The 24,975-nt window shown below is 69.3% G+C and carries 20 protein-coding genes; 8 read left to right on the top strand and 12 right to left on the bottom strand.

What is annotated here, in order from left to right; all coding sequences use genetic code 11:
* Window positions 1-59 precede the first annotated feature (59 nt).
* Both ACIN94_RS23915 and ACIN94_RS23920 read right to left on the bottom strand, forming a co-directional pair.
* Window positions 60-425, bottom strand: a complete 366-nt coding sequence (locus ACIN94_RS23915) for a VOC family protein (RefSeq protein WP_400709836.1) — start codon at window positions 423-425, stop codon at window positions 60-62.
* Window positions 426-588: 163 nt separating this feature from the next.
* Window positions 589-906, bottom strand: coding sequence for a hypothetical protein (locus ACIN94_RS23920; RefSeq protein WP_400709838.1), 318 nt, complete (start codon window positions 904-906; stop codon window positions 589-591).
* A gap of 164 nt (window positions 907-1,070) precedes the next feature.
* Between ACIN94_RS23920 and ACIN94_RS23925 the strand changes: the two genes are divergently transcribed.
* Window positions 1,071-1,616 (top strand): beta-class carbonic anhydrase, encoded by a 546-nt coding sequence (locus ACIN94_RS23925; RefSeq protein WP_400709840.1) that lies wholly within the window; start codon window positions 1,071-1,073, stop codon window positions 1,614-1,616.
* 78 nt (window positions 1,617-1,694) lie between these two features.
* Here ACIN94_RS23925 and ACIN94_RS23930 read toward each other — a convergent pair whose 3' ends face one another.
* Window positions 1,695-3,767, bottom strand: coding sequence for a type IIA DNA topoisomerase subunit B (locus ACIN94_RS23930; RefSeq protein ID WP_400709843.1), 2,073 nt, complete (start codon window positions 3,765-3,767; stop codon window positions 1,695-1,697).
* Between the two features lie 239 nt (window positions 3,768-4,006).
* Here ACIN94_RS23930 and ACIN94_RS23935 point away from each other — a divergent pair, with 239 nt between their 5' ends.
* Window positions 4,007-4,237 (top strand): hypothetical protein, encoded by a 231-nt coding sequence (locus ACIN94_RS23935; protein ID WP_400709846.1) that lies wholly within the window; start codon window positions 4,007-4,009, stop codon window positions 4,235-4,237.
* Here ACIN94_RS23935 and ACIN94_RS23940 read toward each other — a convergent pair.
* Entirely contained in the window at window positions 4,211-4,462 is a 252-nt protein-coding gene (locus ACIN94_RS23940) for a GNAT family N-acetyltransferase (RefSeq protein ID WP_400709849.1), read from the bottom strand. The two genes, ACIN94_RS23935 and ACIN94_RS23940, sit on opposite strands and share 27 nt — an antisense overlap.
* 52 nt (window positions 4,463-4,514) lie before the next feature.
* Here ACIN94_RS23940 and ACIN94_RS23945 point away from each other — a divergent pair, with 52 nt between their 5' ends.
* Window positions 4,515-5,255: a YaaA family protein gene (locus tag ACIN94_RS23945; RefSeq protein ID WP_400709851.1), complete on the top strand. Its 741-nt coding sequence runs from the start codon at window positions 4,515-4,517 to the stop codon at window positions 5,253-5,255.
* Between the two features lie 136 nt (window positions 5,256-5,391).
* Here ACIN94_RS23945 and ACIN94_RS23950 read toward each other — a convergent pair whose 3' ends face one another.
* Together ACIN94_RS23950 and ACIN94_RS23955 are read right to left on the bottom strand one after the other, a co-directional pair.
* Window positions 5,392-7,014: an RNA polymerase sigma factor gene (locus ACIN94_RS23950; protein WP_400709854.1), complete on the bottom strand. Its 1,623-nt coding sequence runs from the start codon at window positions 7,012-7,014 to the stop codon at window positions 5,392-5,394.
* 243 nt (window positions 7,015-7,257) lie between these two features.
* Window positions 7,258-9,351: a SpoIIE family protein phosphatase gene (locus ACIN94_RS23955; RefSeq protein WP_400709857.1), complete on the bottom strand. Its 2,094-nt coding sequence runs from the start codon at window positions 9,349-9,351 to the stop codon at window positions 7,258-7,260.
* Window positions 9,352-10,090: 739 nt separating this feature from the next.
* Between ACIN94_RS23955 and ACIN94_RS23960 the strand changes: the two genes are divergently transcribed.
* The 5 genes from ACIN94_RS23960 to ACIN94_RS23980 all read left to right on the top strand — a co-directional run bounded on the left by ACIN94_RS23960 (window position 10,091) and on the right by ACIN94_RS23980 (window position 14,282).
* The gene (locus tag ACIN94_RS23960) at window positions 10,091-10,330 is read left to right on the top strand and encodes a hypothetical protein (protein WP_400709860.1); all 240 of its coding nucleotides are present in this window, start codon (window positions 10,091-10,093) and stop codon (window positions 10,328-10,330) included.
* A gap of 197 nt (window positions 10,331-10,527) precedes the next feature.
* Window positions 10,528-12,039, top strand: coding sequence for a hypothetical protein (locus ACIN94_RS23965; protein WP_400710153.1), 1,512 nt, complete (start codon window positions 10,528-10,530; stop codon window positions 12,037-12,039).
* Window positions 12,040-12,046: 7 nt separating this feature from the next.
* The gene (locus ACIN94_RS23970; RefSeq protein WP_400710156.1) at window positions 12,047-12,802 is read left to right on the top strand and encodes a LamB/YcsF family protein; all 756 of its coding nucleotides are present in this window, start codon (window positions 12,047-12,049) and stop codon (window positions 12,800-12,802) included.
* Window positions 12,799-13,422: an allophanate hydrolase subunit 1 gene (locus ACIN94_RS23975; RefSeq protein ID WP_400709863.1), complete on the top strand. Its 624-nt coding sequence runs from the start codon at window positions 12,799-12,801 to the stop codon at window positions 13,420-13,422. The genes ACIN94_RS23970 and ACIN94_RS23975 overlap by 4 nt, the downstream gene beginning before the upstream one ends.
* Entirely contained in the window at window positions 13,419-14,282 is an 864-nt protein-coding gene (locus ACIN94_RS23980) for a biotin-dependent carboxyltransferase family protein (protein ID WP_400709866.1), read from the top strand. The genes ACIN94_RS23975 and ACIN94_RS23980 overlap by 4 nt, the downstream gene beginning before the upstream one ends.
* A 70-nt stretch (window positions 14,283-14,352) precedes the next feature.
* Here ACIN94_RS23980 and ACIN94_RS23985 read toward each other — a convergent pair whose 3' ends face one another.
* The 6 genes from ACIN94_RS23985 to ACIN94_RS24010 all read right to left on the bottom strand — a co-directional run bounded on the left by ACIN94_RS23985 (window position 14,353) and on the right by ACIN94_RS24010 (window position 24,805).
* Window positions 14,353-16,086 carry an ABC transporter family substrate-binding protein gene (locus ACIN94_RS23985; RefSeq protein ID WP_400709869.1) on the bottom strand — a complete coding sequence of 578 codons (1,734 nt, stop codon included), beginning with the start codon at window positions 16,084-16,086 and terminating at the stop codon, window positions 14,353-14,355.
* Between the two features lie 13 nt (window positions 16,087-16,099).
* Window positions 16,100-18,250: a dipeptide ABC transporter ATP-binding protein gene (locus ACIN94_RS23990; RefSeq protein ID WP_400709872.1), complete on the bottom strand. Its 2,151-nt coding sequence runs from the start codon at window positions 18,248-18,250 to the stop codon at window positions 16,100-16,102.
* On the bottom strand, window positions 18,247-19,158 hold the full coding sequence (locus ACIN94_RS23995) for an ABC transporter permease (protein ID WP_400710159.1): 912 nt from the start codon (window positions 19,156-19,158) through the stop codon (window positions 18,247-18,249). The genes ACIN94_RS23990 and ACIN94_RS23995 overlap by 4 nt, the downstream gene beginning before the upstream one ends.
* An 8-nt stretch (window positions 19,159-19,166) precedes the next feature.
* Window positions 19,167-20,150 (bottom strand): ABC transporter permease, encoded by a 984-nt coding sequence (locus ACIN94_RS24000; RefSeq protein WP_400710162.1) that lies wholly within the window; start codon window positions 20,148-20,150, stop codon window positions 19,167-19,169.
* 217 nt (window positions 20,151-20,367) lie between these two features.
* Window positions 20,368-22,710: an AAA family ATPase gene (locus tag ACIN94_RS24005; RefSeq protein ID WP_400709875.1), complete on the bottom strand. Its 2,343-nt coding sequence runs from the start codon at window positions 22,708-22,710 to the stop codon at window positions 20,368-20,370.
* Window positions 22,711-22,951: 241 nt separating this feature from the next.
* Window positions 22,952-24,805: a tetratricopeptide repeat protein gene (locus ACIN94_RS24010; RefSeq protein ID WP_400709878.1), complete on the bottom strand. Its 1,854-nt coding sequence runs from the start codon at window positions 24,803-24,805 to the stop codon at window positions 22,952-22,954.
* Window positions 24,806-24,975 lie beyond the last annotated feature (170 nt).

Genomic DNA, 24,975 nt, shown 5'->3' on the forward strand with positions numbered 1-24,975 from the left:
CACGTATCCCGTGCAGGCCCTCACCGCTTACATGGACGCCCTGGCCCACGCGGAGGACCTCAGTCCACGCAGAGACAGAACGGATGCCCAGCCGGGTCGAGAAAAACGCGGAAACCGTCGTTCTCGCCCGGCTGGTGCGCGTGTTTGACCGCGCCCAGTGCAAGCACCTCGGCCTCGGCCACGTCGAGATCGTCCACCGTCAGGTCAAGGTGGAACTGCTGGGGCCGGTCGGGGTTGGGCCAGTCGGGCGGCTGGTGGTCCTCGGCGAGCTGAAAGCAGAGCCGCCCCGGCTGCCCGTTGGTGACGACCACCCAGTCGTCCTCAACATAGGTGATCTCCCAGTCCAGGAGCGCACGGTAGAAGTCAGCGAGGCGCTTGGGGTCCGGGCAGTCGAGGACGATCGACCGCATGAGCGCGATTGCCATGATCAGTTTACCTCCCAGGTGTCACCGTCAATGAATCTAGGGTGGTGTTGCCTGGAGTTTCAACGTATTTTGGCGCCGGACATGCCCCGCCCGCACAGGGCGCCCAAGACCGACACAACCGCTGCGACCGCACCCTCGAGGACCGGACGGCGAGCCGTTCTGGTCAGGTCAGCGAGCCCTGGAGGGCGAAACGGATCGCCATCAGCAACTGCCAGGGCTCACCGGACTCCCAGGAACGGATGAGCCCCGCGACCTGCGGGTCCGGCTGGAACCCATCGAGGCCGCCCGGGCCGAAACACCCGGCCTCGGCGAGGACGGCCACCAGCGGGTCGTCGTCACCGAGCGATCGGGTGTAGGCGGCCGCGTCGAGCAGGGCGAGCGCCGAACGCGCGTTGCGCCCTCCGTCGCGGACCTCCACCCGGTCCAGCTTCCGCCTGCCCTCGGCACGCAGATATTCGGCCAGGGATTCGATCCGGCTCATAACCCTCTCCAGTTTTCGACACTTTCCGTTACAGTATCATCACTCAAAGTGAAGATTGGTTGCGAGATCTTCCTGAGTCGGGCCGGAGAGGGCACCCAAAAGCTCTCATGAAATGGGTATGCGGGATTATTAGCCAGTTGATCCGCTGACCGAAGAGGGTGCCCGTGAGTTCCTTTGACGACCTGGTGGCCGCGAACGAAGAGTTCTCCGCCACGTTCACAGACGCCGCGCTGACCGGCAGGGCAGCACGCGGCCTGGCGGTGGTCACCTGTATGGACTCCCGCATCGATCCGCTGGGGGTGTTCGGCCTGAAAGCCGGCGACGCCAAGATCCTGCGCAACGCCGGAGCTCGGGTGACCGACGACGTGCTACGGACGCTCGTACTGGCGGTCTATCTTCTGGATGTGAATCGGGTGCTGGTCATGCCGCACACCGACTGCGGCATGTCGAAAGCCACCGATGACGACGTGCACGAGCTCGCAGCCCAGCACGGCGTCGACACCCGGAGCCTGGAGTTTCACACCGTCCCCGACCAGGACGCCGCCCTGCGCCACGACCTGACACGCATCAGGACCAGCCCGTTCCTCCCGCCGGACCTGGCCGTCGGCGGCGCCATCTACGACGTCCGCACCGGGAAGATCATGCCGGTTGACATGCAGCGCCGTCCTACGGACGATCGGAGCCTGGTGGGACACCGGCCGGCCCGGTAGCCGGACTCATCGACGGCGACCTGTCCCGCCCGGGAAGTGGCGGGCCGGCAGCCGTGCCCGACCTCGCGGGAAGCGTGGTCAGGCGTCGATGTGGTCGCGGTCGATCTCGGCCGCGCTGCCCACGATGAACTCCCTGCGCGGGGCCACGTCGCTGCCCATCAGAAGAGCGAAGATGCGCTCGGCATCCTCGATGTCCTCGATCCTGACCCGGCGCAGAGTCCTGTGGCGAGGCTCCATGGTCGTCTCGGCCAGTTGGTCGGCGTCCATCTCTCCCAGGCCCTTGTAGCGCTGCACAGGGTCCTTCCAGCGCTTGCCACGGCGTTCCAGGTCGCGCAGGATCCGGTGCAGTTCGGCGTCGGAGTAGCAGTAGACGTATTTGCTCTGGCCGCGACCGGGGTTGGTGACCTCGATCCGGTGCAGCGGGGGGACCGCGGCGAAGACGCGACCGGCCTCGACCATCGGTTTCATGTAACGGTGGAAGAGAGTGAGCAGGAGGCAGCGGATGTGCGCGCCGTCGACATCGGCGTCGGCCATCAGGATGACCTTGCCGTAGCGTGCGGCCTCGATGTCGAACGAGCGGCCCGAGCCCGCCCCGATGACCTGGATGATCGCGGCACATTCGGCGTTCTTGAGCATGTCGGCGACGGACGCCTTCTGCACGTTCAGGATCTTGCCGCGGATCGGCAGGAGGGCCTGGAACTCCGAGTCGCGGGCCGCGCGGGCGGTGCCGAGCGCCGAGTCACCCTCGACGATGAACAGCTCGCTGCGGTCAACGTCGTCGCTGCGGCAGTCGACCAGCTTGGCCGGTAGCGCCGAGTTCTCCAGGGCGGTCTTGCGCCGCTGGTTGTCACGGTGCTCGCGGGCGGCGATGCGGGCCTTGGCCGCCGCGACGATCTTCTCCAGGGCCGCACGCAGCTGCGGTTTGAGCGCGCGCGACGGGTTGGCGAACAGCTCCTTGAGCTCACGGGAGACAACGTGGGAGACGATCCGGGACGCAGCCGAGGTGCCCAGGACCTCCTTGGTCTGTCCTTCGAACTGCGGCTCGGGCACCCGGACGGTCACCACGCCGGTGAGGCCCTCCAGGATGTCCTCCCGGGTGACCGGGGCGTCGTTGCTCTTCAGCAGGCGGGTCTCACGCAGCTGCTCGTTGAGTGTGCGGACCAGGGCGCGCTCGAAGCCGTTGACGTGGGTGCCGCCCTTGGGGGTGGCGATCACGTTGACGAAGGAGCGGACAGTGGTGTCGTAACCCTTGCCCCAGCGCAGCGCGACGTCCACGGTGAGCTCGCGCTGGACCTCGGTGGGGGTCATGTGCCCCAGGTTGTCGAGGACCGGCACGGTCTCGTGGAAGTGGCCCACGCCCTGCAGCCGCAGCACCTGGCAGACGGCCTCGTCGCGGGCGAGGAACTCGGTGAACTCCGAGATGCCGCCCCCGAAGTGGAACTCCTCCTCGACCGTCTCCTCACCGCGGCTGTCGCGCACGGCCAGGGTGAGGCCGGGGACCAAGAAGGCGGTCTGGCGGAGCCGGACGTGGATCTCGTCGAGGGAGACCTCGGCCTCGGGCAGGAAGATCTGGTGGTCCACCCAGAAGCGGACGCGGGTGCCGGTGACCTTGCGGGCGAGCGGGCCGCCATCGCGCAGGCCGGACTTCTTCTTGAACTTGGCGGTGGGCCCAGCGCCGTCGAAGACCCCCGGAACACCCCTGCGGAAGCTGATCTCGTGGATCCGGCCGTCGCGGTCGACCTCGACGTCCAGCCGGGAGGACAGGGCGTTGACCACGGAGGCGCCGACGCCGTGCAGACCACCCGAGGCGCCGTAGGAGCCACCGCCGAACTTACCGCCCGCGTGCAGTTTGGTGTAGACGAGCTCGACCCCGGCCAGGCCGCTCTTCGGCTCGATGTCGACAGGGATGCCACGGCCGTTGTCGCGCACCTCGATCGACCCGTCGGCGTACAGCTCGACCTCGATGCGGGTGCAGTAGCCGGCCAGGGCCTCGTCGACGCCGTTGTCCACGATCTCCCAGAGGCAGTGCATGAGACCGCGACTGTCGGTTGACCCGATATACATGCCCGGGCGCTTGCGGACGGCTTCGAGACCCTCCAGCACCGACAGATGACGGGCTGTATAACCCGCCTCCACACTAACTGCGGTCACACCCACTCCCACTCTGCTCGAACACGTGTGCGCAGCCTACCGTTCTTCCCGCCGCACCGCGTACAAGCTTGCCATCGGGGAGCCAACAGCGTTACTTCCGGCATGGCCGCCGTTACTTTCGGATATTTTCCGCTCTCGGCGTAGCGGGGGGTCGGTTGGGAAGGTTCGCATGAGGTTAGATGTTCTTTCAAGTGACTGACGCCAGATCCTCCGCAAGGGGATGACCTGAAAGGCGATACGTGACTGGAACCCTCGCCCCCGCCAAGCAGCTGAAGGCCACGGACCGCTGTGACCGGTGTGGCGCCCAGGCCTACATCCGCGCGACCCTGCCCGTAGGTGGGGAGCTGCTTTTCTGCGCCCACCACGGGCGACAGCACGTAGCTGTGCTGAGAGCCAAGGGCGCCGACATCCAGGACGAGTCGGCACGCCTCAGCGACACCTCTTCAACCGCAGGAAACGACGGACGGTAGGGGTCGTCGGACCCGATAGTGATATCGGCCCGACACCGTGAGGCCCTGCTGCTCGTAGAGCGACCGGGCTGCGGTGTTCGACTCCGCCGCAACCAAATATGCCTTCTGCGCGCCCTGCTCTCGCCCATGTGAGAGCAGGGCGCGCAGTATTTCCCGCCCGTCCCCCCGCCTCCACCCGATGGACGGCCGGCCAGGCCTGATCGACAGGACGGTCGGAGGTTCCATCGGTCGCGTCCGAGGATCCCAGGCTCCGGACGTCGCACTACGCTCGGCGACTGTGCTGATTCTGCTTCCGCCCTCGGAGGGAAAGGCCGGGCTGGGCAACGGCCCGGCCCTCGACCTGTCCCGACTGAGTTTCCCGTCTCTGAAAGCACCCAGGGAGGCCGTCGTGAACGCGCTCGTCGCGCTCTGCGAGGGGCCCGAGGCGCAGGCCGTGCTGGGGCTGTCCCCGGGGCAGCTCGGTGAGATCGGCAAGAACCGGGAGCTGCGGGCCGCGCCCACACTGACAGCCGCCGAGCTCTACACCGGGGTGCTCTACGACAATCTCGGCCTGGCATCCCTGTCCCCCGCGGCAACCGGACGGGCGGCGGAGAGCCTCGTGATCTTCTCCGGGCTCTGGGGTCTGCTGCGGATCGGCGACCGAGTGCCGCCATACCGTCTGTCCATGGGCGCGAAGCTGCCACCGATGGGCGGCCTGGGAGCCTACTGGCGCCGGACGGTCACCCCGGCACTCGACGCTCAGAGTGGCCTGGTGGTTGACCTGCGTTCCAGCACCTACGCGGCGGCCTGGCAGCCCGGTCGCCGGGCGGTGGCGGTACGGGTGCTCAGGGACGGCAAGGTCGTCAGCCACATGGCCAAGGCCACCCGAGGGGTGATCGCCCGCTCCCTCCTGGAAGGAGACGGCGACCCGCAGACGCCGGAGGAACTGGTCAAGGTCCTCGACAGCCTCGGCCACGCCGTCAGCCTCAGCCAGACCCCCACCGGCAGGCGGCCGTGGACCCTGGACGTCATGGTCTGACCCGGAACGGCAGGACGGCGTCGATCCGGCCCCACCGTCCGATACCTCAGCCCGACGGCCCGTGAGACGCCGGGTACCACATCATCTCGGGATCGGAGGGTCCACACCGTACGGCGTGGACCCTCCGCCCGAGGGCTCAGTCCAGGTAGTCGCGCAGCACCTGGGAGCGGGACGGGTGACGGAGCTTGGACATGGTCTTGGACTCGATCTGCCGGATGCGCTCGCGCGTCACCCCGTAGACCTTGCCGATCTCGTCCAGCGTCTTCGGCTGACCGTCGGTGAGGCCGAACCGCATCGAGACCACACCGGCCTCGCGCTCGGACAGGGTGTCGAGAACGGAGTGGAGCTGCTCCTGCAGGAGCGTGAAGCTGACCGCGTCGGCCGGGACGATCGCCTCGGAGTCCTCGATGAGGTCACCGAACTCGCTGTCCCCCTCCTCACCCAGCGGGGTGTGCAGAGAGATCGGTTCACGACCGTACTTCTGGACCTCGACAACCTTCTCAGGGGTCATGTCGAGCTCGCGGGCCAGCTCCTCGGGAGTGGGCTCACGGCCGAGGTCCTGAAGCATCTGCCGCTGCACGCGGGCCAGCTTGTTGATCACTTCGACCATGTGGACCGGGATGCGGATGGTCCGCGCCTGGTCGGCCATGGCGCGGGTGATCGCCTGCCGGATCCACCACGTGGCGTAGGTGGAGAACTTGTAACCCTTGGTGTAGTCGAACTTCTCCACCGCGCGGATCAAGCCCAGGTTGCCCTCCTGGATCAGGTCCAGGAAGAGCATGCCACGGCCGGTGTAGCGCTTGGCCAGCGAGACCACCAGGCGGAGGTTGGCCTCCAGCAGATGGTTCTTGGCGCGGCGACCGTCCTCGGCGATCCATTCGAGCTCGGCGCGGACATCCACCGGAAGCCGGTCTCCATCGGTGCCGAGCTGTTCTTCGGCGAACAGGCCCGCCTCGATGCGCTTGGCGAGCTCGACCTCCTGCTCGGCGTTGAGCAGGGGGACCTTGCCGATCTGCTTCAGGTAGTCCTTGACCGGGTCGGCCGTGGCACCGGCGGCGGCGACCTGCGGCACGGGAGCGTCATCGTCGTCGTCGGAGAGGATGAGGACCTCGTCCTCGTTCTGCGAGACGTTCTCGACCTTCGGCTCCTCTTCGGTCTCGGCCTCGACTTCGGCCTCGACCTCCACCTCGACCTCCACCTCAAGGTCGAAGTCCTCGATTTCGACATCGTCCTCAAGGTCGATGACCTCGTCGTCCTCGCCACCGGCCGACTTCGGCTTGGGAGCGGACGCGGCCGTGGGCGCGGACGTCTCGGGGCCGGTCTTCTTCGCCGGGCCTGAGACGGGCTTCTTGGCTGCCGGGGCGGCCTTCTTGGCCGGAGCCGCCGGCTTCTTGGCCGCGGGCGCGGGCTCGGAGCCGCCGACGACCGCGGTGACGGTCTCCGGCTGCTCCTTGGCCGCCGCGGCGGTCTTGGTCTTCTTAACTGCGGCGGGAGCGGCAGGGGTACGGCGTTTGTTCGAAGTCCGGGACTTCTTGGGAGCCGCGGAATCCTCAGCGGTCAGCCGTACGGTGATGCCCTCTTTGCTGAGGCTGCGCAGGATTCCAGCGACCTGCGCCATCGGAATGTCCGCTTCCTCGACGGCCTTGCGGACATCCTCGGACTCGAGGAACCCCTGCGAGCGCCCCCGCTCCATCAGCTGCTGAATGACGGGCTCGTTCAGCTCGGATGGCTTCGAGCGAGTCGAACTTGCAGGCGACACGGACACCTCTCGAAGGAAAGCGTGACGAGAATGGACCAAGATGCCCACTAGGGGCGGATAGCTCTAGTTGTGATGATGAACAGGGCCGCGGAACCGCGACGCACCTGTCCAGCATTGTGACACGACACCGTGATCCATACGGCCGCCTCCTGGCGGTTGTCCTCCACCCTAGGCCGACCAAGAGAGTAGTGCGTACGGAAGCGAGGCACCGATACCCGAAAGCAACCCTTATGACTGTTTCATTCAGTCACTCTTCGTGGCCAGAGGAACGTGAATCGCGAGCACCGTAACGTCATCATCCTGCTCATATCCAGACAGCATCCGGTCCACAAGGAAATCCAGCAACATGTGCGGGCTTCCCACGACTTCGGGTGGCGCTTCGGTCACAACAGAGCAAAGTTCAGCGAGTCCGGCATCCAGCCCACGCTTCCGGTTCTCCACCAGACCATCCGAATACAGGACGGCAGTGTGCCCCGGTGGGACGCAGAACCGGAACTGCCTGCGGCTGGTCGGCCAGCCGAGCGGTGTGCCGGGCTCACCTTCGCACAGCAGCGGCACACCCTGCGGTGAGACCAGCAGGGGAGGTGGGTGACCGGCCAGCGCCAGCGTCCCCTCTCCCGTGCCGGGTTCCACGACCATGTAGGCGAGGGTCGTTACCTGCTCTTCCTCCTCCGTGGCCTCGAAGACCCTGTCCAGGCCGGTGAGAACCGCGGCGGGCGGCGGGTTGGTCAGCGCCAGGGCCCGCATGGCGTTGCGGATACGGCCCATGCCGGCCGCTGCCTTGACACCCTTGCCCATGACGTCGCCGACGACCGCCGCGACCCGGCCGTCCTGCAACACGAACGCGTCGTACCAGTCGCCGCCGACCTGCACGTGACGGCTTCCCGAGCGGAAGCGCTGGGCCAGCACGAGGCCGCGCACCACCGGCAGGCGATCGGGCAGGAGGCTGCGCTGGAGCGTCTCGGCGGTGCGGTGTTCCCGTTCGAACAAGGTGGCCCGTTCGACGGCCAGGGCGCACTGGCCGGCGAGTGCCTCCAGAAACACGCCGTCTTCCTGGGAGATCTTCTGCGGGCGGGTGAAGGAGAACCGCAACGCGCCGAGCGCGCGTCCCGCGGCCAGGAGTGGCAGGCCCACCCAGGCCCGCTCGTCGCTGTGGGTGACGAAGTCGTTGACGGTCCCCTCGTCGCCTCCGGCGGCCACGAGCTGGGAGCGCAGGCTGTCAGGTGATTCGGCGAAAACCGGACGGCGGCTGTTCACCGCCATGGTCATCACGCTGGAGTGCGACAGCGGGATCTCCTCGCCGGGCGCTCCGGGAACATCCGGGATGCCACCGCTGTTGACCAGCTTCAGTGCGGCCCGGTCGACATCGAGCAAGGCCACGGCCGAGCGGTCGGCCGCCAGTGCCGTACGGCCCACGTCGATGATGACCTGGACGACCTGCTCGACGGTCAACGCCTCGGCGAGCAGCGCCGTGGCACCCTGTAGCCGCGCCGTCCGCAGAGCGGCGGCACCGAGTTGGTCGGTGAGCCGGCCGCGCATCTCCTCGGCCTCGCGCTGCGGGGTGACGTCGGTGTTGGCGCCCACCCACTCGACCACCCGGCCATGGCGGATGATCGGGACCGCGCGCACCTCGAAGTGGCGGTAGCCGCTGGCACGGGTGCGGACCCGGTAGTTCCACTCGAACATGATCCGGCCGCGTAGCGCCTCTTTCCAGGCCTCCTCCGCGTGCGGGCGGTCGTCGGGGTGGACGGCCTCCAGCCAGCCATGGTCGAGGTATTCCTCCAGGCCCTGGCCGGTGATGGCGCGCCACTGCGGCGCGTCCTCCACCACGGCCCCGCTCGGGGCTGTGATCCACACGAGCTGGGACTGGGCCTCGACCAGCGAGCGGTAGCGCTCCTCGCTGCGCCGCAGGTCCTCCTCGACCTGCCTGCTCTCGGTGATGTCCACACCGACCAGGCAGACCGCGCGGAGCGTGCCCTTGTCGTCATGGATCGGGGAGAACGTCAGCGACCAGTGATGGGTCTGCCCGTCGGCGGTGCGCACCCGGATCCGCTGGTCCGTCTCGACCTGGATTCCCTCGACGACGCCGCGGACCGAACCCTCCACGAGCGCGGTGAGGTCGGCGGAGAGCAACTCGCCCGGCGCCCGGCCGACCAGACGCTCGATCGGAAGGCCGACCACGTCGGCGAAGACCTCGTCGACCCGCTGGAAGCGGCCCTCGGGGTCGAAGAACGCGAAGGCGAACGGCGACTGCGACAACAGGCCCTGCAACAGGCCAGGGTCTGAGATGTCCACACCCGACTCCCGGGGACGGGGCACGGAGGTTTCGGCGCTCATGGTCGGCACCTCCGTCGCGTGCCAGGGTCTCCCACGAGGCACATCTCCAAACTTGCGAATTGGCGTAGCGCGGCTCCGGGGGACCGGATCCTGCAGTACATCATCGGCGATGGGTGCGTGCGGACGGAAGTCCCGCCGATGATGTGGTCGGCGCATACTACGGACCCTCCCGGTCCGGAGACCAGGGGTTCCGCGTTGACGTGCCGTGTTCCCGGCATGGGCGTCACCCGGCCCCCGTTCCGCCGGAGCCGGACGATGGCGCTGTTCCCCACCGTGCCCGCCCCCTCTCGAGGGTCGCGGCAACAACCGCACCGCGGTGCGAGCGGTCCGGTTCCGGACCCTCCCGCCTGCTTCACGCCCTCGCCCCCGCCGACCTGAGCCGGCCTGAGCTTGACGTCGCTCCCACTACCCCTTCGAAAGGCCGGCGTGATCATCGCTGACGCCTTCGAACGTATGCGGCCAGGACCCTAGCAGGATCAAGCCGGACCGTCCCGACAACTGCCCACCTCATCTCCGTCGGCACCCCAGCAAGATCAGGCTACTGACTGATTGGCGATTTGGCTCCCCCTTCGGGGACACTCGTTTACTTCGGAGTCGACAGATCGAGTCAGGATTGGAGTCAGCTTCGCATGTTGCGCATGGAAGGCTTGACACTCGCTCGATAAGTTGTGGAATGAGAACGCACGTCCCCGTCGTCCATCCGGGGGATGCTCCCCGGGCAAACCGGAGAATGCGACACATGCCCGCTCTCGCCATCAGCTTCGCCGGCGGCACGACGTTCCGCGACCCGGTGAGCAGCACTCTGACCGCTGAGTTCGTCACCGTTCCGCTCGACACCGTGGCACGGTGTGTGGCCGACGTACGGGCCTGTGCCGAGCACCTCGGGGTCGACGCGACACCCGAGATGGTCGAACGTGTCGCCCGCGAGCATCTGCTCGCCCTCGTGAACTCCGCGCCGCCACCGCGGAGTCCCCGGTAACATCGGGGTTACCGGGCCGTGTTCCACGCACCGTCTGGCCCGGGAATGCGAGAAGGTTGGGGCGTGAGCGAGCAGAGCGAGCGAGCCGACCAGCGCAACGGCACCGGGCTCATACGGCCGACGGAGGAGGCCGCTTGAGCCGGCGACACCGTCGAGATCCCAGAGAGAGCCAGTCGCCGGACGAGGTGTTCTCCGAGATGTTGGTCGCCGCTCGCGAACTGCTGGCCGTGCGCAGCCCGCTGGACGCCGAACTCATGGTCTCCGACATGGTCGGGGCCTGGTGGGGGCGGCGCCTCCGGCGCGGGGACGCCGAGCAGGTTCTCGGCGAGGGGCTGGTGGACTACGCGGCCAAGGCCGGATCACCCGCCGCTCTGACCCTGTTGATCGCACTGGCCTATCTCGGCACCGCCCGTCAGGCCGCCAAGGCCGAGGGGGCGGCACTGGCACTCATCGAGCGTGACGTGGCCAGGCCCCGCTGGGCCCACCGGCTGGGTGCGGTCAAGCCGACCGGGTGCTTCGTCTCCCGCGACGCCTACGGCGACCAGGACACCGTGGTGTGCACCTTCGCCTACCGGGGCACGGACAGCGGCGAGGACCGACACGCGCTGGTCGTGATCGTCGACCACAACATGCGCGGGATCGCCCGCGACGCCTGGGTCTCCTCACACGTGGAGAAGCTGCTGGAGCAGGCCGAGGCCGAGGCCGAGGCCAACCCGATGCTGAGGTTCGAGGAGATAGAGCCGCAGCAGGCCAGGGCGCTGCTCGAATCGGCGATGAAGGCCACCCTGGAGTACGGCGACCGCAGGACGACCGCACCGGTCAGCGACAGCTACAGCGCCTACCACGCCTTCGCCCGGTCCCGGATCAAGGCGTTGCCGCCTGGCCGCAAACGCCCGGCCCCTCTCCACATCGAGGCGCCCTACAGCCGCGACCGCCGGGCGATGCTGGCGGCGGAGTTCCTCTCCTCGGACGCGGCCGAGCACCTCTCGGACCCCTCGGCGGCCTCACGCTGTGCCGACCACATCATCGACTACGGCTGCGACCAGGATTTCGGCCGCCCGCTGCGGGTGAGCCCGACCAAGTGCCAGACGTTCCTGCTGGACTGGCTGCCGCGCAAGGTCCTGCTCAGCCCGGCCGAGCAGGAGGCGGTGCCGTACGTGCTGGGGGCCTGGGCGCGCTTCGCCGCGTGCCGGACCGGGCTGGCCGACGAGGGCCTACGTGCCACACTCGACGCGATCTGGGAGGCGACGGCCAAGTTCGCCGAGGCCTACCGCGACCCGACCGCCTTCGGCCTCGATCGCGACCTGCTGGAGCGGCTGCTGCCGGACGGCGACCTGTCGGCGCTGGCCCGGCGGGTGTTCGCCTTCCCGTTCCTGTTGGGTACACATGGAGAGGTGAAGCTCGACCTGCTCAACCCCGCAGACGAGACCGACCGACGGATCCTGCTGGGCATCGACCACGGCGGCGAACTCGGCAGGCCGGACTACGACGAGCATCTCGCCTGGCACGAGGAGATCGCCGGCCGGCTCTGGGAGGGGGACCCGCCGCAGCTCTGGGAGGCCGCCCAGCGGCTGCTGGATCTCGGCCACGACCGGCATGACGTGCTGCACGTGCTGATCGAGATCGCCGAGCGGATAGGGGACGACCCCGAGGAGCTGGCCGTGGCCCTTGACGACATCTCTGACATTCCCGACGAGCCCCCGATGTAGGTGAGCCCTGATGATCGATCTGAACGCCGACCTCGGCGAGGGTTTCGGTAACTGGCTGCTGGGTGACGACGCGGCCTTGCTCGACGTGGTGACCAGTGCGAACATCGCCTGCGGCTTCCATGCCGGCGACCCGCTGATCATCCGCCGCACCTGCGCGGCCGCGGTGGACCGGGGCGTGATGATCGGCGCCCAGGTGTCCTACCGGGACCTGGCCGGATTCGGGCGGCGCGAGATGGAGGTGGACCCGGAGGAGCTCTGCGCCGAGGTGCTGTACCAGCTGGCTGCGCTGGACGGGATCGCCAGGGCGATGGGCGGCCGGGTCTCCTACGTCAAACCGCACGGCGCGCTCTACCACCGGATCTGCCGCGACCCCGAGCAGGCAGAGGCGGTGGTGGCGGCCATAGTCGACTACGACCGCAGCCTGCCGATGCTCACCCTGCCCGTTTCGGCCGTCCACGAGGTCGCCGCCCGCGAGGGCCTCACCACCGTCACCGAGGCCTTCGCCGACCGCGCCTACACCCCCGCCGGAACCCTGGTCCCCCGCCGCTCCCCCGGCGCGATCGTGTACGACCCCGTCACCGTCGCAGCCCGCGCCGTGCGCATGGCGACCGCCCGTACCGTGACCGCGGTGGACGGCTCGCAGATCCCGGTGGACGCGCGCTCCATCTGCGTGCACGGCGACACCCCGGATGCCGTGCTGCTGGCGCGGGCCGTCCGCGACGGCCTGATCGCGGCCGGCGTGACGCTGAAGGCGTTCACGTGATCCGCCGGGCCGGTGAGGACGCCCTGCTGGTGGAGACCGGTTCGCTGGAGGCCTCCCACCGGCTGGACGCCCTCCTGCGGGCCGATCGTCCGGACGGGGTGGTCGAGATCGTGCCCGGCCCGGCGACCGTCCTCGTCACCGCGCCGGGCACCGACCTGTCCCGGCTCCGCTCCCGGCTCTCCCGCCTCCTGGATACGGCCTGCGACGCCGGCGATGGCACCCTCCAGGCAGGGAGACCCGTGACGGTCCCGGTGGTCTACGACGGCGCCGATCTCGACGACGTGGCCGCCCTGAGCGGGCTGTCCGCGCGGGAGGTGGTCGAGCGGCACACCGGGCGGGAGCTCGTGGTGGGCTGGCTCGGCTTTACCCCGGGGTTCGCCTACCTCACCGGGCTGGACCCGGCACTGCACGTGCCCCGGCTGTCCACCCCCAGGACCGCGGTGCCCGCCGGCGCCGTGGCGATCGCCGGCCCCTATTCGGCGGTCTACCCCTCGGCCTCGCCCGGAGGCTGGCGGCTGCTCGGGCGCTCTCTGCTGGCGGTGTGGGATGTGGCCGCCGATCCGCCCACTGTCCTGACTCCGGGCACACGGGTGCGTTTCCAGGCGGTCACCGACCCATGATCGAGGTGATCGTGCCGGGCCCGTACGCCACCGTGCAGGATCTCGGCCGTCCCGGCTACGGCCACCTCGGCGTGCCCCGCTCCGGTGCCGCCGACGCTCCGAGCCTGCGGCTGGCCAACCGCCTGGTCGGCAATCCGGAGAGCGCCGCCGGGATCGAGCTGACCTTCGGCGGTGCCTGGTTGCGCTTCGACGCCGGAGCCTGGGTCGCCGTCTCCGGGGCTCCCTGCGCTCTGGAACTGCTGTGGTCCGGCCGGACGGTCACGCAGGGGATGGGGGCGCCGTTCTGGGTCCGGGCAGGCGGCGAACTCCGTACGGCGGCCCCCACCGCCGGCCTGCGGACCTATGTCGCGATCCGGGGCGGTGTCGACACGCCCGTCGTCATGGGGAGCCGATCGACCGACTCGCTCTCTGGCCTCGGCCCTCCCCCGCTCCGCCCCGGCATGGTGTTGCCCGTGGGGCCGACCGACGGCCTTCCCCTCATCACCGTGGACGCGGCACCGCTATCCACGCCTCCGCCGGATGTGCTGCGGGTCCTGCCGGGCCCCCGCGACGACTGGTTCGTCCCCGGCGCGCTGGCCGCTCTGTGCGCGGAGCCGTACCGGGTGAGCCAGGACAGCAACCGGGTCGGCGTGCGGCTGGAGGGCGTCCGCCTGGAACGCGCCCGCGACGCGGAGCTGCCCAGCGAGGGCATGGTCACCGGAGCTCTGCAGGTGCCCCCCGATGGGAGGCCGATCGTCTTCCTTGCCGATCATCCACCGACCGGCGGCTACCCGGTCATCGCCGTCCTCGTCTCGGCCGACCTCGCCGGAGCCGCCCAGCTGTGCCCTGGCGACCGGGTCGGCTTCCGCCTTCTCCGGTGAACCGGCGGACCACCGCCGCCCCGGCAGAAGGGGGCTCTTCTGGCTGGAGGCCCCCTCTGCCGGGCGGGGGCTACTTCACGAAGCCGATGTCCTGGTACCTCAGGTCGTAGAAGCCGCGGGCGCCGTAGTTGGCGATGGTGTTCTTGACGGCGACGGTCTGCGGGCGCTGGTAGAGGGTCACCACGTTCACCGCCTCCCAGATCAGCTTGTCCGCGGCGTTGGTGTCGGCGATGGCCTGCGCACTGTCAAGTTCCGCGGTCGCCTTGCTCATGGCGGCGTCGATCTGCGGGGAGCCGATGCGGGCGAGGTTGGCGTTCCAGTGCAGCTGGCCCTTGGAGTCCCTGGTGGCGTTGGCGTACTGGCCATAACCGCTGGAGACGGGGAAGGGCGTGCCCACGTAGGCGAAGGCGGTGATGTCGTAGTTACCGGGGATGATGTATTTGGTGAAGTAGTCGTCGCTGGGCACCGCGTGAAGGGTGACCTTGACGCCGATCTGGGACAGCATGCTCTGGGTGATCTCGGCCTCGGACTTGGTGAGCTGCAGGCCGGACGGCATGACGAAGCGCAGGGCAAGCTCCTTGCCGTTCTTCTTGCGGGTCTGGCCCTCCAGCTTCCAGCCGGCGGCGTCGAGCATCTGCTTGGCCTTCTCGACGTTGTAGACGCCGATGGCGCCGGCGTTGTCCTGGTATCCCCCCTGGGTGTTCATGAAGAAGTGGTTGTTCAGCAGGACGATGGGCCAGTCCAGACCCTGCAGGTCGGACTGGGCGATGGCCTGGCGGTTGATGCCCGTCGCGATGGCCCGGCGGACGTTGACGTCGGAGAGCACCGCGCTTTCGCCGTTCATCGTGATATGCCGGAAGTCAGGTCCGGCCGCCTGCCGTACGATCGCGTTCCGGCTGCTCTTCGCCCGCGCGTAGTCCGGTGCGGAGGGGCCGACATCGAAGGTGTCGATCTCGCCGTTGCTGAAGGCGCCGACCAGCGCGTCGCTCTCCAGTGCCCGGTAGATGATCCGGTCCAGCTTGGCCTTATCCCCCCACCAGGCGTTGTCCCTGACGATGGTGATGGTCTTGGCCGTCTGGTCGAAGGACGCGAACTTGAACGGGCCCGCGGTCACCGGGATCTTGTTCAGCCAGTCGTTGTTGAACCCGGCGGGGGTGGCGTTGGTGGACTTGGGGTAGAGCGGTCCGAACAGCGACTGCCAGTCGCCGAAGCGCTTGGCGAAGGTGATGACGACCTCGTAGGCGTCCTTGCCCTTTTTCACGCTCTCGATGTCCTGGTAGCCGGTGGTGCCGGCGACGCGGTAGTCGCTGTTCTTACCGTTCATCGCCTGCCACTGGGCGTTGTAGTCCTCCCAGGTGATCGGCTTGCCGTCGGACCACTTGGCGCGCCGGTTGAGCGTCAGCCTGACGACCTGCTTGGGCTTGTCGGCCGTGATCTTCCCTTCCGACACGTAGTCGGTGTTCGGCGAGATCTCTCCCTTCTCGTTGGAGCGGAAAGCCGAGGGCATGAGCGCGTCGATGACTTTCTTGACCATCGCCAGGTTGCCGTCGACGTGGTTGAGGTTCCAGTTCGTCGGATACTCGTTGATTCCCCAGCGGAGCAGTCCCCCGTCCCGGACCCCGTCCCGGGCGACCGGATTGATGTCGTAGGCCTTGACGGCCGAGGCTGGACCGGCTGACGACTCTCCTCCGCCGCTCGGACCGCCTCCACCGCTCCGGCCCTGACTGCCGCAGCCGGCCAGGGCCAACGAGCCGGCCACGCTCAGGGCGGCGGCGAACGCACCCACGCGCCGGATTGATATCACGGTTCCTCCTGGTTTATATGACTTTGAGCTTCTCGGCGAAATGACATGCGGCGCCGTGGTCCTCTCCGAGCGGGCGGACCTGCGGCTCCTCGTTCACGCACCGCCTCTGGCCGGTCTCGTCGAGGGTCTTGAACTTGGGACAGCGGGTACGGAAGCGGCAACCGGAGGGAGGGTCGGCCGGGCTGGGCAGGTCGCCTTCGAGCAGGATGCGTCTCCTGGAACGTTCCCTTTCGGGGTCGGGCAGCGGGACCGCCGACAGCAGGGCCTGCGTGTAGGGGTGCATCGGGGTGTCGTAGACCGGGCCGACCCGGCCGATCTCGGCAATCCTGCCGAGGTACATGACCGCGACGCGATCGGCGATGTGCCGGACCACTGCCAGGTCGTGCGCCACGAACAGATACGACAGGCCCAGGCGGCGCTTCAGACCCTGCAGCAGGTTGATCACGCCGGCCTGGATGGACACGTCGAGCGCCGAGACCGGCTCGTCCAGCACGAGCAGACGGGGTTCGAGCGCGAGCGCCCGGGCGATGCCGATGCGCTGGCGCTGGCCACCGGAGAAGTCCTGCGGATAGCGGGCGGCGTGGCTGGGGTCGAGGCCGACCAGACGGAGAAGCTCCCGCACCCTCGGGCCGGGATCCCGGGTCCCGTGCGTGCGCAGCGGCTCGGCGAGGATGTCGTAGACGGTCATCCTCGGGTCCAGCGACGCCAGCGGGTCCTGGAAGACGACCTGCATGTCCCTCCGGATCGCCATCCGGTCACGGGCGCTCAACGTCGCCGTGTCGTGTCCCAGCACCGCGATCGTGCCGCCCTGCGGCCTGGCCAGCTCCAGGATCTCCATCAGTGTGGTCGTCTTGCCGCAGCCCGACTCGCCGACCAGACCGAGCGTCTCCATCTCACGGATGTCGAAGCTGATGCCGTCCACCGCGTGGACCGTGCCGACCTGCCGCTTGAAGATCGCCCCCTTCATCTGGGGGTAGTGCCTGATCAGGTCCTTGACGGCCAGAACCACCTCACGCCGGCCGCGCGGCAGCCCTACCGGCGGGCGCCCGTGAACCATGGGAGGCTCGGCCCCGTTCCCGTCCTGGCCGCCGGTCCCCGCCTGGTAGATCTGGGCGGGCGACCAGCCCTCCGCCTCGATCTCGGCCGAGCGGATACAGGCGACCAGATGTCCGGGAGAGCCCACCGGCTCCAACGGCGGCTCCGCCTCCGCGCAGGCCGGAATCGCCAACGGGCAGCGCGGCTCGAACGGGCAGCCGGGCGGCAGCGCCGCCGGCGACGGCGGATTCCCCTCGATCGGGACCAGCGGTTGCCCGGCACCCCGGTCCAGGCGCGGGATCGAGGCGAGCAGGCCCATGGTGTACGGCATGCGCATGCGGTAGTAGATGTCGTCCACCGACCCGACCTCGACGGGGCGGCCGGCGTACATGACCAGGACGCGGTCGACGGAGCCGGCCACCACTCCCAGGTCGTGGGTGATCAGGACGATCGCCGCGCCGGTCTCCCGCTGAGCCTTCTTCAGCACCTCCAGCACCTGGGCCTGGATGGTGACGTCGAGCGCGGTGGTCGGCTCGTCACAGATGATCACATCGGGGTCGTTGGCGATCGCCATCGCGATCATCACGCGCTGGCGCATACCGCCGGAGAACTCGTGCGGGAACGCCTTGGCCCGCTGGGCGGCGTTGGGGATGCCGACCAGGTCGAGCAGCTCGACAGCCCGCTCCGCGGCCCGCTCCCTGGTGACCTTCTGGTGGATCCGCACGGCCTCGGCGATCTGGTCGCCCACCCGGTAGACCGGGGTGAGCGCGGAGAGCGGGTCCTGAAAGACCATCGAGATGGTCTTGCCCCGGAACGCGGCGAGGGTCTTCTCGGATGCCCCGAGGATCTCCCTGCCCCGCAGCCGCACAGAGCCGGTGGCGTGGGCGTGTGGCGGGAGGAGGCCCATCACGGCCAGCGAGGTGACCGACTTGCCGGCCCCCGACTCGCCGACGATGCCGAGCACCTCACCCGGACGGACCGTGTACCCCACCCCGCGGACGGCGCGCACCGCCCCACGGCCGGAACCGAAGGTCACGTTGAGGTCGGTCACCTCGAGGACCGGGTCGGTCAGGCCCCCCGGACCGGGCCGGGCCCCCGTGCCCACCTGGCGCTCGTCACACTTTCTCATTGTCCACCCCTCTTCGCGGTGGGGTCGAAGGCGTCGCGCAGGGAGTCGCCGACCAGGTTGACCGCGAGCACGGTGACGATCAGCAGTCCGGCGCAGAACCAGAACGTCCACGGTGCGTAGACGGCCGTCTTGGCGCCGTCGGCGATGAGGCTGCCCAGCGAGACGTCGGGCGGCTGGATGCCGAAGCCGAAGTAGGACAGGGAGGTCTCGGTGAGGATCGCGGCGCTGACGTTCAGCGTGGCGTCCACGGCCAGCAGCGAGGACATGTTGGGGATGACGTGCCGGAAGATGATCCTCACCGGTGGGACGCCCATGAACCGGGACGCCTGGATGAACTCCCGCTCCTTCAGCGAGATGGTCATGCTCCGGACGATCTTCGAGGTGACCATCCAGAGGAAGAGCGCCAGCACGAACACGAACAGCATCCACTGGCCCTCGGCGAAGAGCGGTGACATGATCGCCAGAATCAGGAAGGCCGGAAGCACCAGCATCAGGTCGGTGACCCAGGTCAGCGACCTGTCCGCCCAGCCCGCGAAGTATCCGGCGAAGGCACCGACCACAGCTGCCAGCGTGGTGCCGATCACCGCCGCGAGCAGGCCGACGATGAGTGACTTCTGCATGCCGCGCAGCGTGACCGCGTACACGTCGGCGCCGGTCTGCAGGGTGCCCCACCAGTGCTCGGCGGAGGGCGGTTGCAGGAACGCCATGAAGTCCTTGTCGGTGTAGGTCCACCGGCCCAGGTAGGGGCCGGCGAACGCCAGCAGGAACATCAGAGCCAGCAACGCGAACCCGATCCTGCCCTGGAGCGAGCGGAAGAAGCGGCCGGCGACCACCCGCAGCCGCGACGGCGCCTTGATTCGGCCTATGGCCGCCCTCTGCTCGGCGAGCTCCTCGTCCGAGATGGTCATCTTCTCGCTCACCCCACCCGCACCCGGGGGTCCAGGACGGCATGGAGCACGTCGGAGGCCAGGGAGGCCACCAGAATCGCGAAGGCCGCGAAGCAGCTGATCGCGGCGACGGTGTTGACGTCGTTGGTGGAGATGGAGTTGACGAGCTGCTCACCCATGCCGTGCCAGCCGAAGATCTTCTCGGTGAAGGTCGTGCCGACCAGCAGCGAGCCGAAGGTGAAGGCGAAATAGGTGACCGCCGGGATCAGCGCCGTGCGCAACGCGTGCCTGATCAGCGCGGTACGGCGGCGCAGCCCCTTGGCCATGGCCGTGCGGATGAAGTCGGCCCCGAGCACGTCGAGCATCATGTTGCGCTGGTAACGGCTGTAGACGGCGATCAGCCCCAGCGAGAGCGAGAGCGTGGGCAGGATCAGATGCTGGATCCGGTCCACCAGCTGGGCGGGGAGACCTCCCTGCAGTCCGGGAGACGCCTCACCGCTGACCAGGAAGACCTGCGCGCCGACCAGCCCGTTGAACCAGACTCCGATGATGATCAGAATGTTGGCCAGCACGACGGTGGGGACCGCGAGGACGGCGAAGGAGGCACCGGTCGACAGCCGGTCGAACACGCCGTACTGCCTGACCGCCGCACCGGCGCCGACCAACACGCCGGCGACGCTGCCCAGGATGAGTCCGATGGTGATCAGACGCAGGGTGACGGCGACCCGCCGCCTGAGGTCCGCCCTGACCGAGTCACCGGTCACCGTCTTGCCGAAGTCACCGTGGACGATGCCGCCCGCCCAGGTCAGGTAGCGCTCGAACAGCGGAGTCCTGTCGTTCAGGTTCAACTCGGTGAGACGCGCGTCGACGACCGCCTGCGGGATCGGCGGGTTGCGTCCCTCGTAGTTCGACCTGGGATTGAGCGCGCCGGCCGCCAGCATGTAGGCCAGACTCGTGGCGACGACGATCAGCATGAGGTAGTTGAGCAGTCTGCGAAGAAGGAATCCCGCCATCGTCTCCCCCCCGCGGTCCCTGCTGTCGGTGGCCATCTTGCTACATCTTGCGGCCACTCAACTACAGAGAGTCCTCAATCGGGGGTGCGATCTCAGTCAAGGACCCCGTCCGTCCCTCACTGCGGAGGTTCGCCAGGCGGCACGCGGGGTCACGCCCGACGGGTCCGGACCGCAGCCCGCAGATCACGCCGGCGGATCCGTCCGGGCACCGCTCAGGTCATCGTCCGGCGAGTTCGTCCACGGCGGCGCGCAGGTCGGCGCTGGTGATCGTGGTCAGGTCGGCGGCACTGGCGGTGCCGCCCCCCAGGGCGGCCAGGCGCACGTCGCGGCGGAGCGCGGCACGCTCGAACAGCGAGCGCGCGAACCGGCCGTTGCCAAGGCCGTCGATCAGGCCCTCGTCACAGACCCAGGTGAAGACCTCGGCCAGATCCCGGCGGGCGCCCTCGTCGAAGCGGTCGCCCGACCGCTCGGCCAGCAGCCCGGCGATCTCGGCCAGTTCGCCCGGCGCGTAGGAAGGGAACAGCACGCGCTGGTTGAATCTGCTGGTCAGGCCGGGGTTGGTCGCGAGAAACCCGTCCATCTCCCGCTCGTATCCGGCCAGGATGATCACCAGCCGGTCGCGGTCGTCCTCGGCCCGCTTGAGCAGCGTCTGCACGGCCTCGGCGCCGAAGGCGTCACCCCCGGCGTAGCCGGTGTTGATCAGGCTGTAGGCCTCGTCGATGAACAGCACCCCGCCGAGCGCCCGGTCCACCAGTTCATTCGTCTTGATCGCGGTGGCCCCGAGGTGCTGGCCGACCAGATCGGCCCGCTGGGCCTCCACCACGTCGGGCTGGGTGAGCAGCCCCAGCGCGGCGAAGATGCGGCCCAGGATGCGGGCCACGGTGGTCTTGCCGGTGCCCGGCGGCCCGGCGAAGACGAAGTGGCGCATCTGCGGCGGGGTCGGCAGTCCCCGCTCCTGGCGCATCCTCGCCACCCTGAGCTGCGCGGTGATCGCGTGGACCTGCCGCTTGACCGGCTCCAGGCCGGCCATCCGGTCGAGGTCGGCGAGCGCCTCCTCCAGGGTGGGCGTGGCCTGGTAGCCCTGGAAGCGGACGGTGAGTTCACCGAAGGCCTTGATGACGTCCTGCGCGGAGGTGGTCACCAGGTCCTCGGTGGTGGGCGAGCCGCCCCCGCCCACCACCCGCACGTCCCGGGCCTGGGCCGCGGCCTCCACCAGGCTGCGCACGAACCGGGCGTTGCCCAGCTCGTCCACGATCGCGCGCCGGTGCACGTCCTCGAACCGGGCGAGCAGCGCGGGCCCGGCGTCCTCGGCCATCCGGTCGCCGCGCCGCCGCTGCAGGAGCTCGGTGATCTGGAGCAGCTCCTCCGGTGCGTAGCTGGGGAAGCGGACCCGGCTGGCGAACCGGCTCGACAGGCCGGGGTTGGAGGACAGGAAGGCGGTCATCTCCTTCTCGTATCCGGCCAGGATGATGATCAGGCGGTTGCGGTCGTCCTCGGCCCGCTTGAGCAGCGTCTGCACGGCCTCGGCCCCGAACCGGTCGGGCTGGCCGTCGCCGGAGTTGATCAGGCTGTAGGCCTCGTCGATGAACAGCACCCCGCCCAGCGCCCGGTCCACCAGTTCGTTCGTCTTGATCGCGGTGGCCCCGAGATACTCTCCCACGAGGTCGGCGCGCTGGGCCTCCACCACGTACGCCGTCTCCAGCAGGCCGAACGCGTAGAAGATCTTCGCCACAGTCCTGGCCACGCTGGTCTTCCCGGTGCCCGGAGGGCCGACGAACACGAAGTGGCGCATCGGCGGCTCGGTGGAGTATCCGGCCTCCTTACGCAGCCGGGAGGCCTCGATCGAGGCGGCGATGGAACGCACCTGCTCCTTCACCGGAGCCAGGCCGATCATGCTGTCCAGCTCGCCGAGGGCCTCCTCCACCGAGATCGGCGGCGTCGCGGCCCGATCGCCGGACGCTACGGCCGGCTGGCCGCCCTCGCGGGCCCGTACCCGGACCGGTTGTCCCTCTCCCGCCAGTGCGGCCCTGACCTGGCGGGCCTGGACGAAACGGTGGACCAGCACCGCGGCGGCCACACCGTACGCGGCCCACAGGGCGGCGGCAGGCGCCACCGTGGTGAGCGCAAGAGCCACCAGGGCGGCAGGGGCCAGCGCCATGAGCGTGGTCAGCCACGGCGGGACCCAGCGGATGAGGTGCGCGATCCCGGCCACCGAGGGGGCGAGGAGCAGCAGCCCCGTCGAGGGGGCGGGCTGTGCGCCGTACAGGCTCTGGAAGATCGGCAGGAGCAGCAGCCAGGCCGCCACCACCACCAGGGTGGCGGCGGCGCGGGGGAAACGCAGGGTCAGGGCCATGAAGGCGAGCAGGGTGAACGGGACGAAGAACGCGTTGAACGGCGACCAGCCCATGCCCAGTGCCAGGGCGGTCGTGCCGATCAGCAGCCCGGCGTAGATCAGCCTGCGCAGAAACGGTGAAAGCTGGAAATAACGCAGCCTGACATGTTCGAACGCATCCCGTGCCGCCGCGCGCCCCGCCGGCCGGGCCCTGTCGGGCTCCCGCATTACGCCTCCCCGGTCCGAACCCGGTTATACCGCACCGGGAAGGCGTTTGCGCGTGCCTGAGCAACGCGCCACGCCGTCGCACGACACGATCAGATAAACGGATGAGACCGGATGAACTCTATGATCCGGGCATCACATTCCGGCCACGTGTCCTGCCACGGGAGACGTCCCGCTCCCGCCGCCGCGGTGCCGGGTGCCGGGCAGGGGAAGTCACCGGCCGGAGAGAGGTCTCCGGTGCCTTTCAGCCGGAGCGCGGGCGGCTCTGATGGCGGCCCGGATACTCGCCGACCACGACGTGCTTGGGGGCGACCCGGAGCACGGCGGCCTCGGTGTCACCTACGGCGATGCCTCGCATCTCAACCCAGAACCGGCGATCCAGTGGGTCGGCGACGAACACCGCCACTCTGGGATCGCGCTCGGCCGCCTCCCACGCGTCGTCACCGGCGATCAGGCGGAGCTCCCCGTCCGGGCCGACCGAGCTGACCGAGCCGATGGCCAGCACGCGTGGTCCGATGGGGTCGGCGTAGGCGAGCACCACTTCGCGGGCGTGGGTGAAGGTCCGGCGTACCTCTTCGCTGACCCCCACCGGAGGCCTGACATCACCCGGCGGGCGGGAGTCACCGCTCTCCCCCATGATCAGGGAAGCTCGCCACGGCCCCGGCGCGCCCCGCCACCACGCCCACGCCGACCTCGCGGCGAAGACCGCCACCAGGGCGGCCAGCATCCCGGCCCCGGCCTGCCGGGACCAGTCGCCCATCACCCCGGGAAGCCCCAGCGCCGGTACGGCCGCCGCCGCGCCAAGCGCCAGGGACGCGGCGACCAGCAGGGCAAGCGCCGCCCCGAGCCAGCGGTCCGTGTCGAGCACCTGGCGGAGGCAGGGGGCAAGGCCGCCCCGTTCATGCGCCCAGCCGAGCACGAGCGGGACGGCCGGCGCGGCGAAGGCCCACTCCGGCTCGTCCAGGACGAGGGTCATCCCCGCCACCACGACCAGTGCCGACCACGCGCGGCCCGCCACCAGCCAGAGGGTCACGTCGATGTCCCGCCGGGCCGTACGGTCCTCGTGGACCGCGGTGAACTCGGCCAGCGCCCTGACCGGCCGCCCCCGCCACGCCTCGACCAGCACGCGCAGGACGATGACGACCGCGCCGTTGAGGAGGACCAGTGCGGCGAGGGCCGCCCACACGCCGTCCACCGGACCGAAGATGAGCAGAGGAGCCGTCCGGGGGAGGGTGGCGATCACCGCGACGTAGGCGGCGACGGCGATCAAGGCGATCAGGACGGACACGCCGAGCCACGGATCGCGGGCGAGCATGCCGGGAACGTAGGGCCAGAGCCTGATCTGGTGGGCCTGCCTGAGGGTGATCGCCAGGACGACGGCCGGTATCGCCCCGCCCCCGATCCTGGCCTCGGCGGCCATGCCGAGCCCGAAGGCCACCGTGACGACCGCGGCGAGCGACGCGGCCAGCAGGACACGGACCTGCCGGGACCACATCTCCATGGCACGTCTGGTCCTGCCGGTCTCACGGGGATCGACGGGCCACGCGGGATCGTGATGCCCTCGGGGGCGTCCCCAACGCAGGAAGGTCAGGCCGAGGTTGATCCTGGCGCCCAGGTGATCGTCCAGGTGGCGTAACGCGTTGCGGTAGGCGTTCTCGGCACGGCGGTGCTCGCCGCGTAGCAGCGCGAGATCACCGATGAGAGCATGCGGGTCGGGCTCCTCGGGCGCGTAGCGGACGGCCCTGCTCGCCTGGGCCCACGACTCCCGCCAGCGTCCCGGCACCCGGCGGAGGGCCGCACCGAGACGCAGCCGCGCGGCCCAGGATCCGGGCGCCAGCCGTACGGCCTCCTCGGCGGCGGCCACGGCCTCCGCGTCACGGCCGAGCCGTTCGAAGGCGAGGCTGGCGAGACGATATCCCCAGTCGGCTCCGGATCCGGCCGGATCACGCTCCACCGCCTGGCGGGCGGCCTCCAGCGCGTTCTCCGGCCGGCCGCGGACCAGCCAGGCGGCGGCCACGGCACACCATTCGCGAGGACTGTCGGGGTCCATTGGCGGCGGGACCCGAGCGGGGTCCTGCCCGCCGGGACCGCTCACCACGATGGCTCATGGGCCTTGCGCTGACTCCCCACGACCGCCATGGTCCGTGCGCGATCACCGTTTGCCTAGATGGCGGATATATGCCTCTATCTCTCTAGAGAGGTCACTATCTGTCACACGATATGCCCATCCGCATGCATCATCTGATGCCGTCTCCCGCAGTGCCTGAC

The sequence above is a fragment of the Streptosporangium sp. NPDC087985 genome, from assembly GCF_044741965.1.
Classification (GTDB): domain Bacteria; phylum Actinomycetota; class Actinomycetes; order Streptosporangiales; family Streptosporangiaceae; genus Streptosporangium.

Excerpts from the sequence above, each read along its gene's own strand:
- ACIN94_RS23915 (WP_400709836.1), bottom strand. The coding sequence starts at position 425 with ATGGCAATCGCGCTCATGCGGTCGATCGTCCTCGACTGCCCGGACCCC.
- ACIN94_RS23920 (WP_400709838.1), bottom strand. The coding sequence starts at position 906 with ATGAGCCGGATCGAATCCCTGGCCGAATATCTGCGTGCCGAGGGCAGG.
- ACIN94_RS23940 (WP_400709849.1), bottom strand. The coding sequence starts at position 4,462 with ATGGAACCTCCGACCGTCCTGTCGATCAGGCCTGGCCGGCCGTCCATC.
- ACIN94_RS23955 (WP_400709857.1), bottom strand. The coding sequence starts at position 9,351 with ATGAGCGCCGAAACCTCCGTGCCCCGTCCCCGGGAGTCGGGTGTGGAC.
- ACIN94_RS23960 (WP_400709860.1), top strand. The coding sequence starts at position 10,091 with ATGCCCGCTCTCGCCATCAGCTTCGCCGGCGGCACGACGTTCCGCGAC.
- ACIN94_RS23965 (WP_400710153.1), top strand. The coding sequence starts at position 10,528 with ATGTTGGTCGCCGCTCGCGAACTGCTGGCCGTGCGCAGCCCGCTGGAC.
- ACIN94_RS23980 (WP_400709866.1), top strand. The coding sequence starts at position 13,419 with ATGATCGAGGTGATCGTGCCGGGCCCGTACGCCACCGTGCAGGATCTC.
- ACIN94_RS23990 (WP_400709872.1), bottom strand. The coding sequence starts at position 18,250 with ATGAGAAAGTGTGACGAGCGCCAGGTGGGCACGGGGGCCCGGCCCGGT.
- ACIN94_RS23995 (WP_400710159.1), bottom strand. The coding sequence starts at position 19,158 with ATGACCATCTCGGACGAGGAGCTCGCCGAGCAGAGGGCGGCCATAGGC.
- ACIN94_RS24000 (WP_400710162.1), bottom strand. The coding sequence starts at position 20,150 with ATGGCGGGATTCCTTCTTCGCAGACTGCTCAACTACCTCATGCTGATC.
- ACIN94_RS24005 (WP_400709875.1), bottom strand. The coding sequence starts at position 22,710 with ATGCGGGAGCCCGACAGGGCCCGGCCGGCGGGGCGCGCGGCGGCACGG.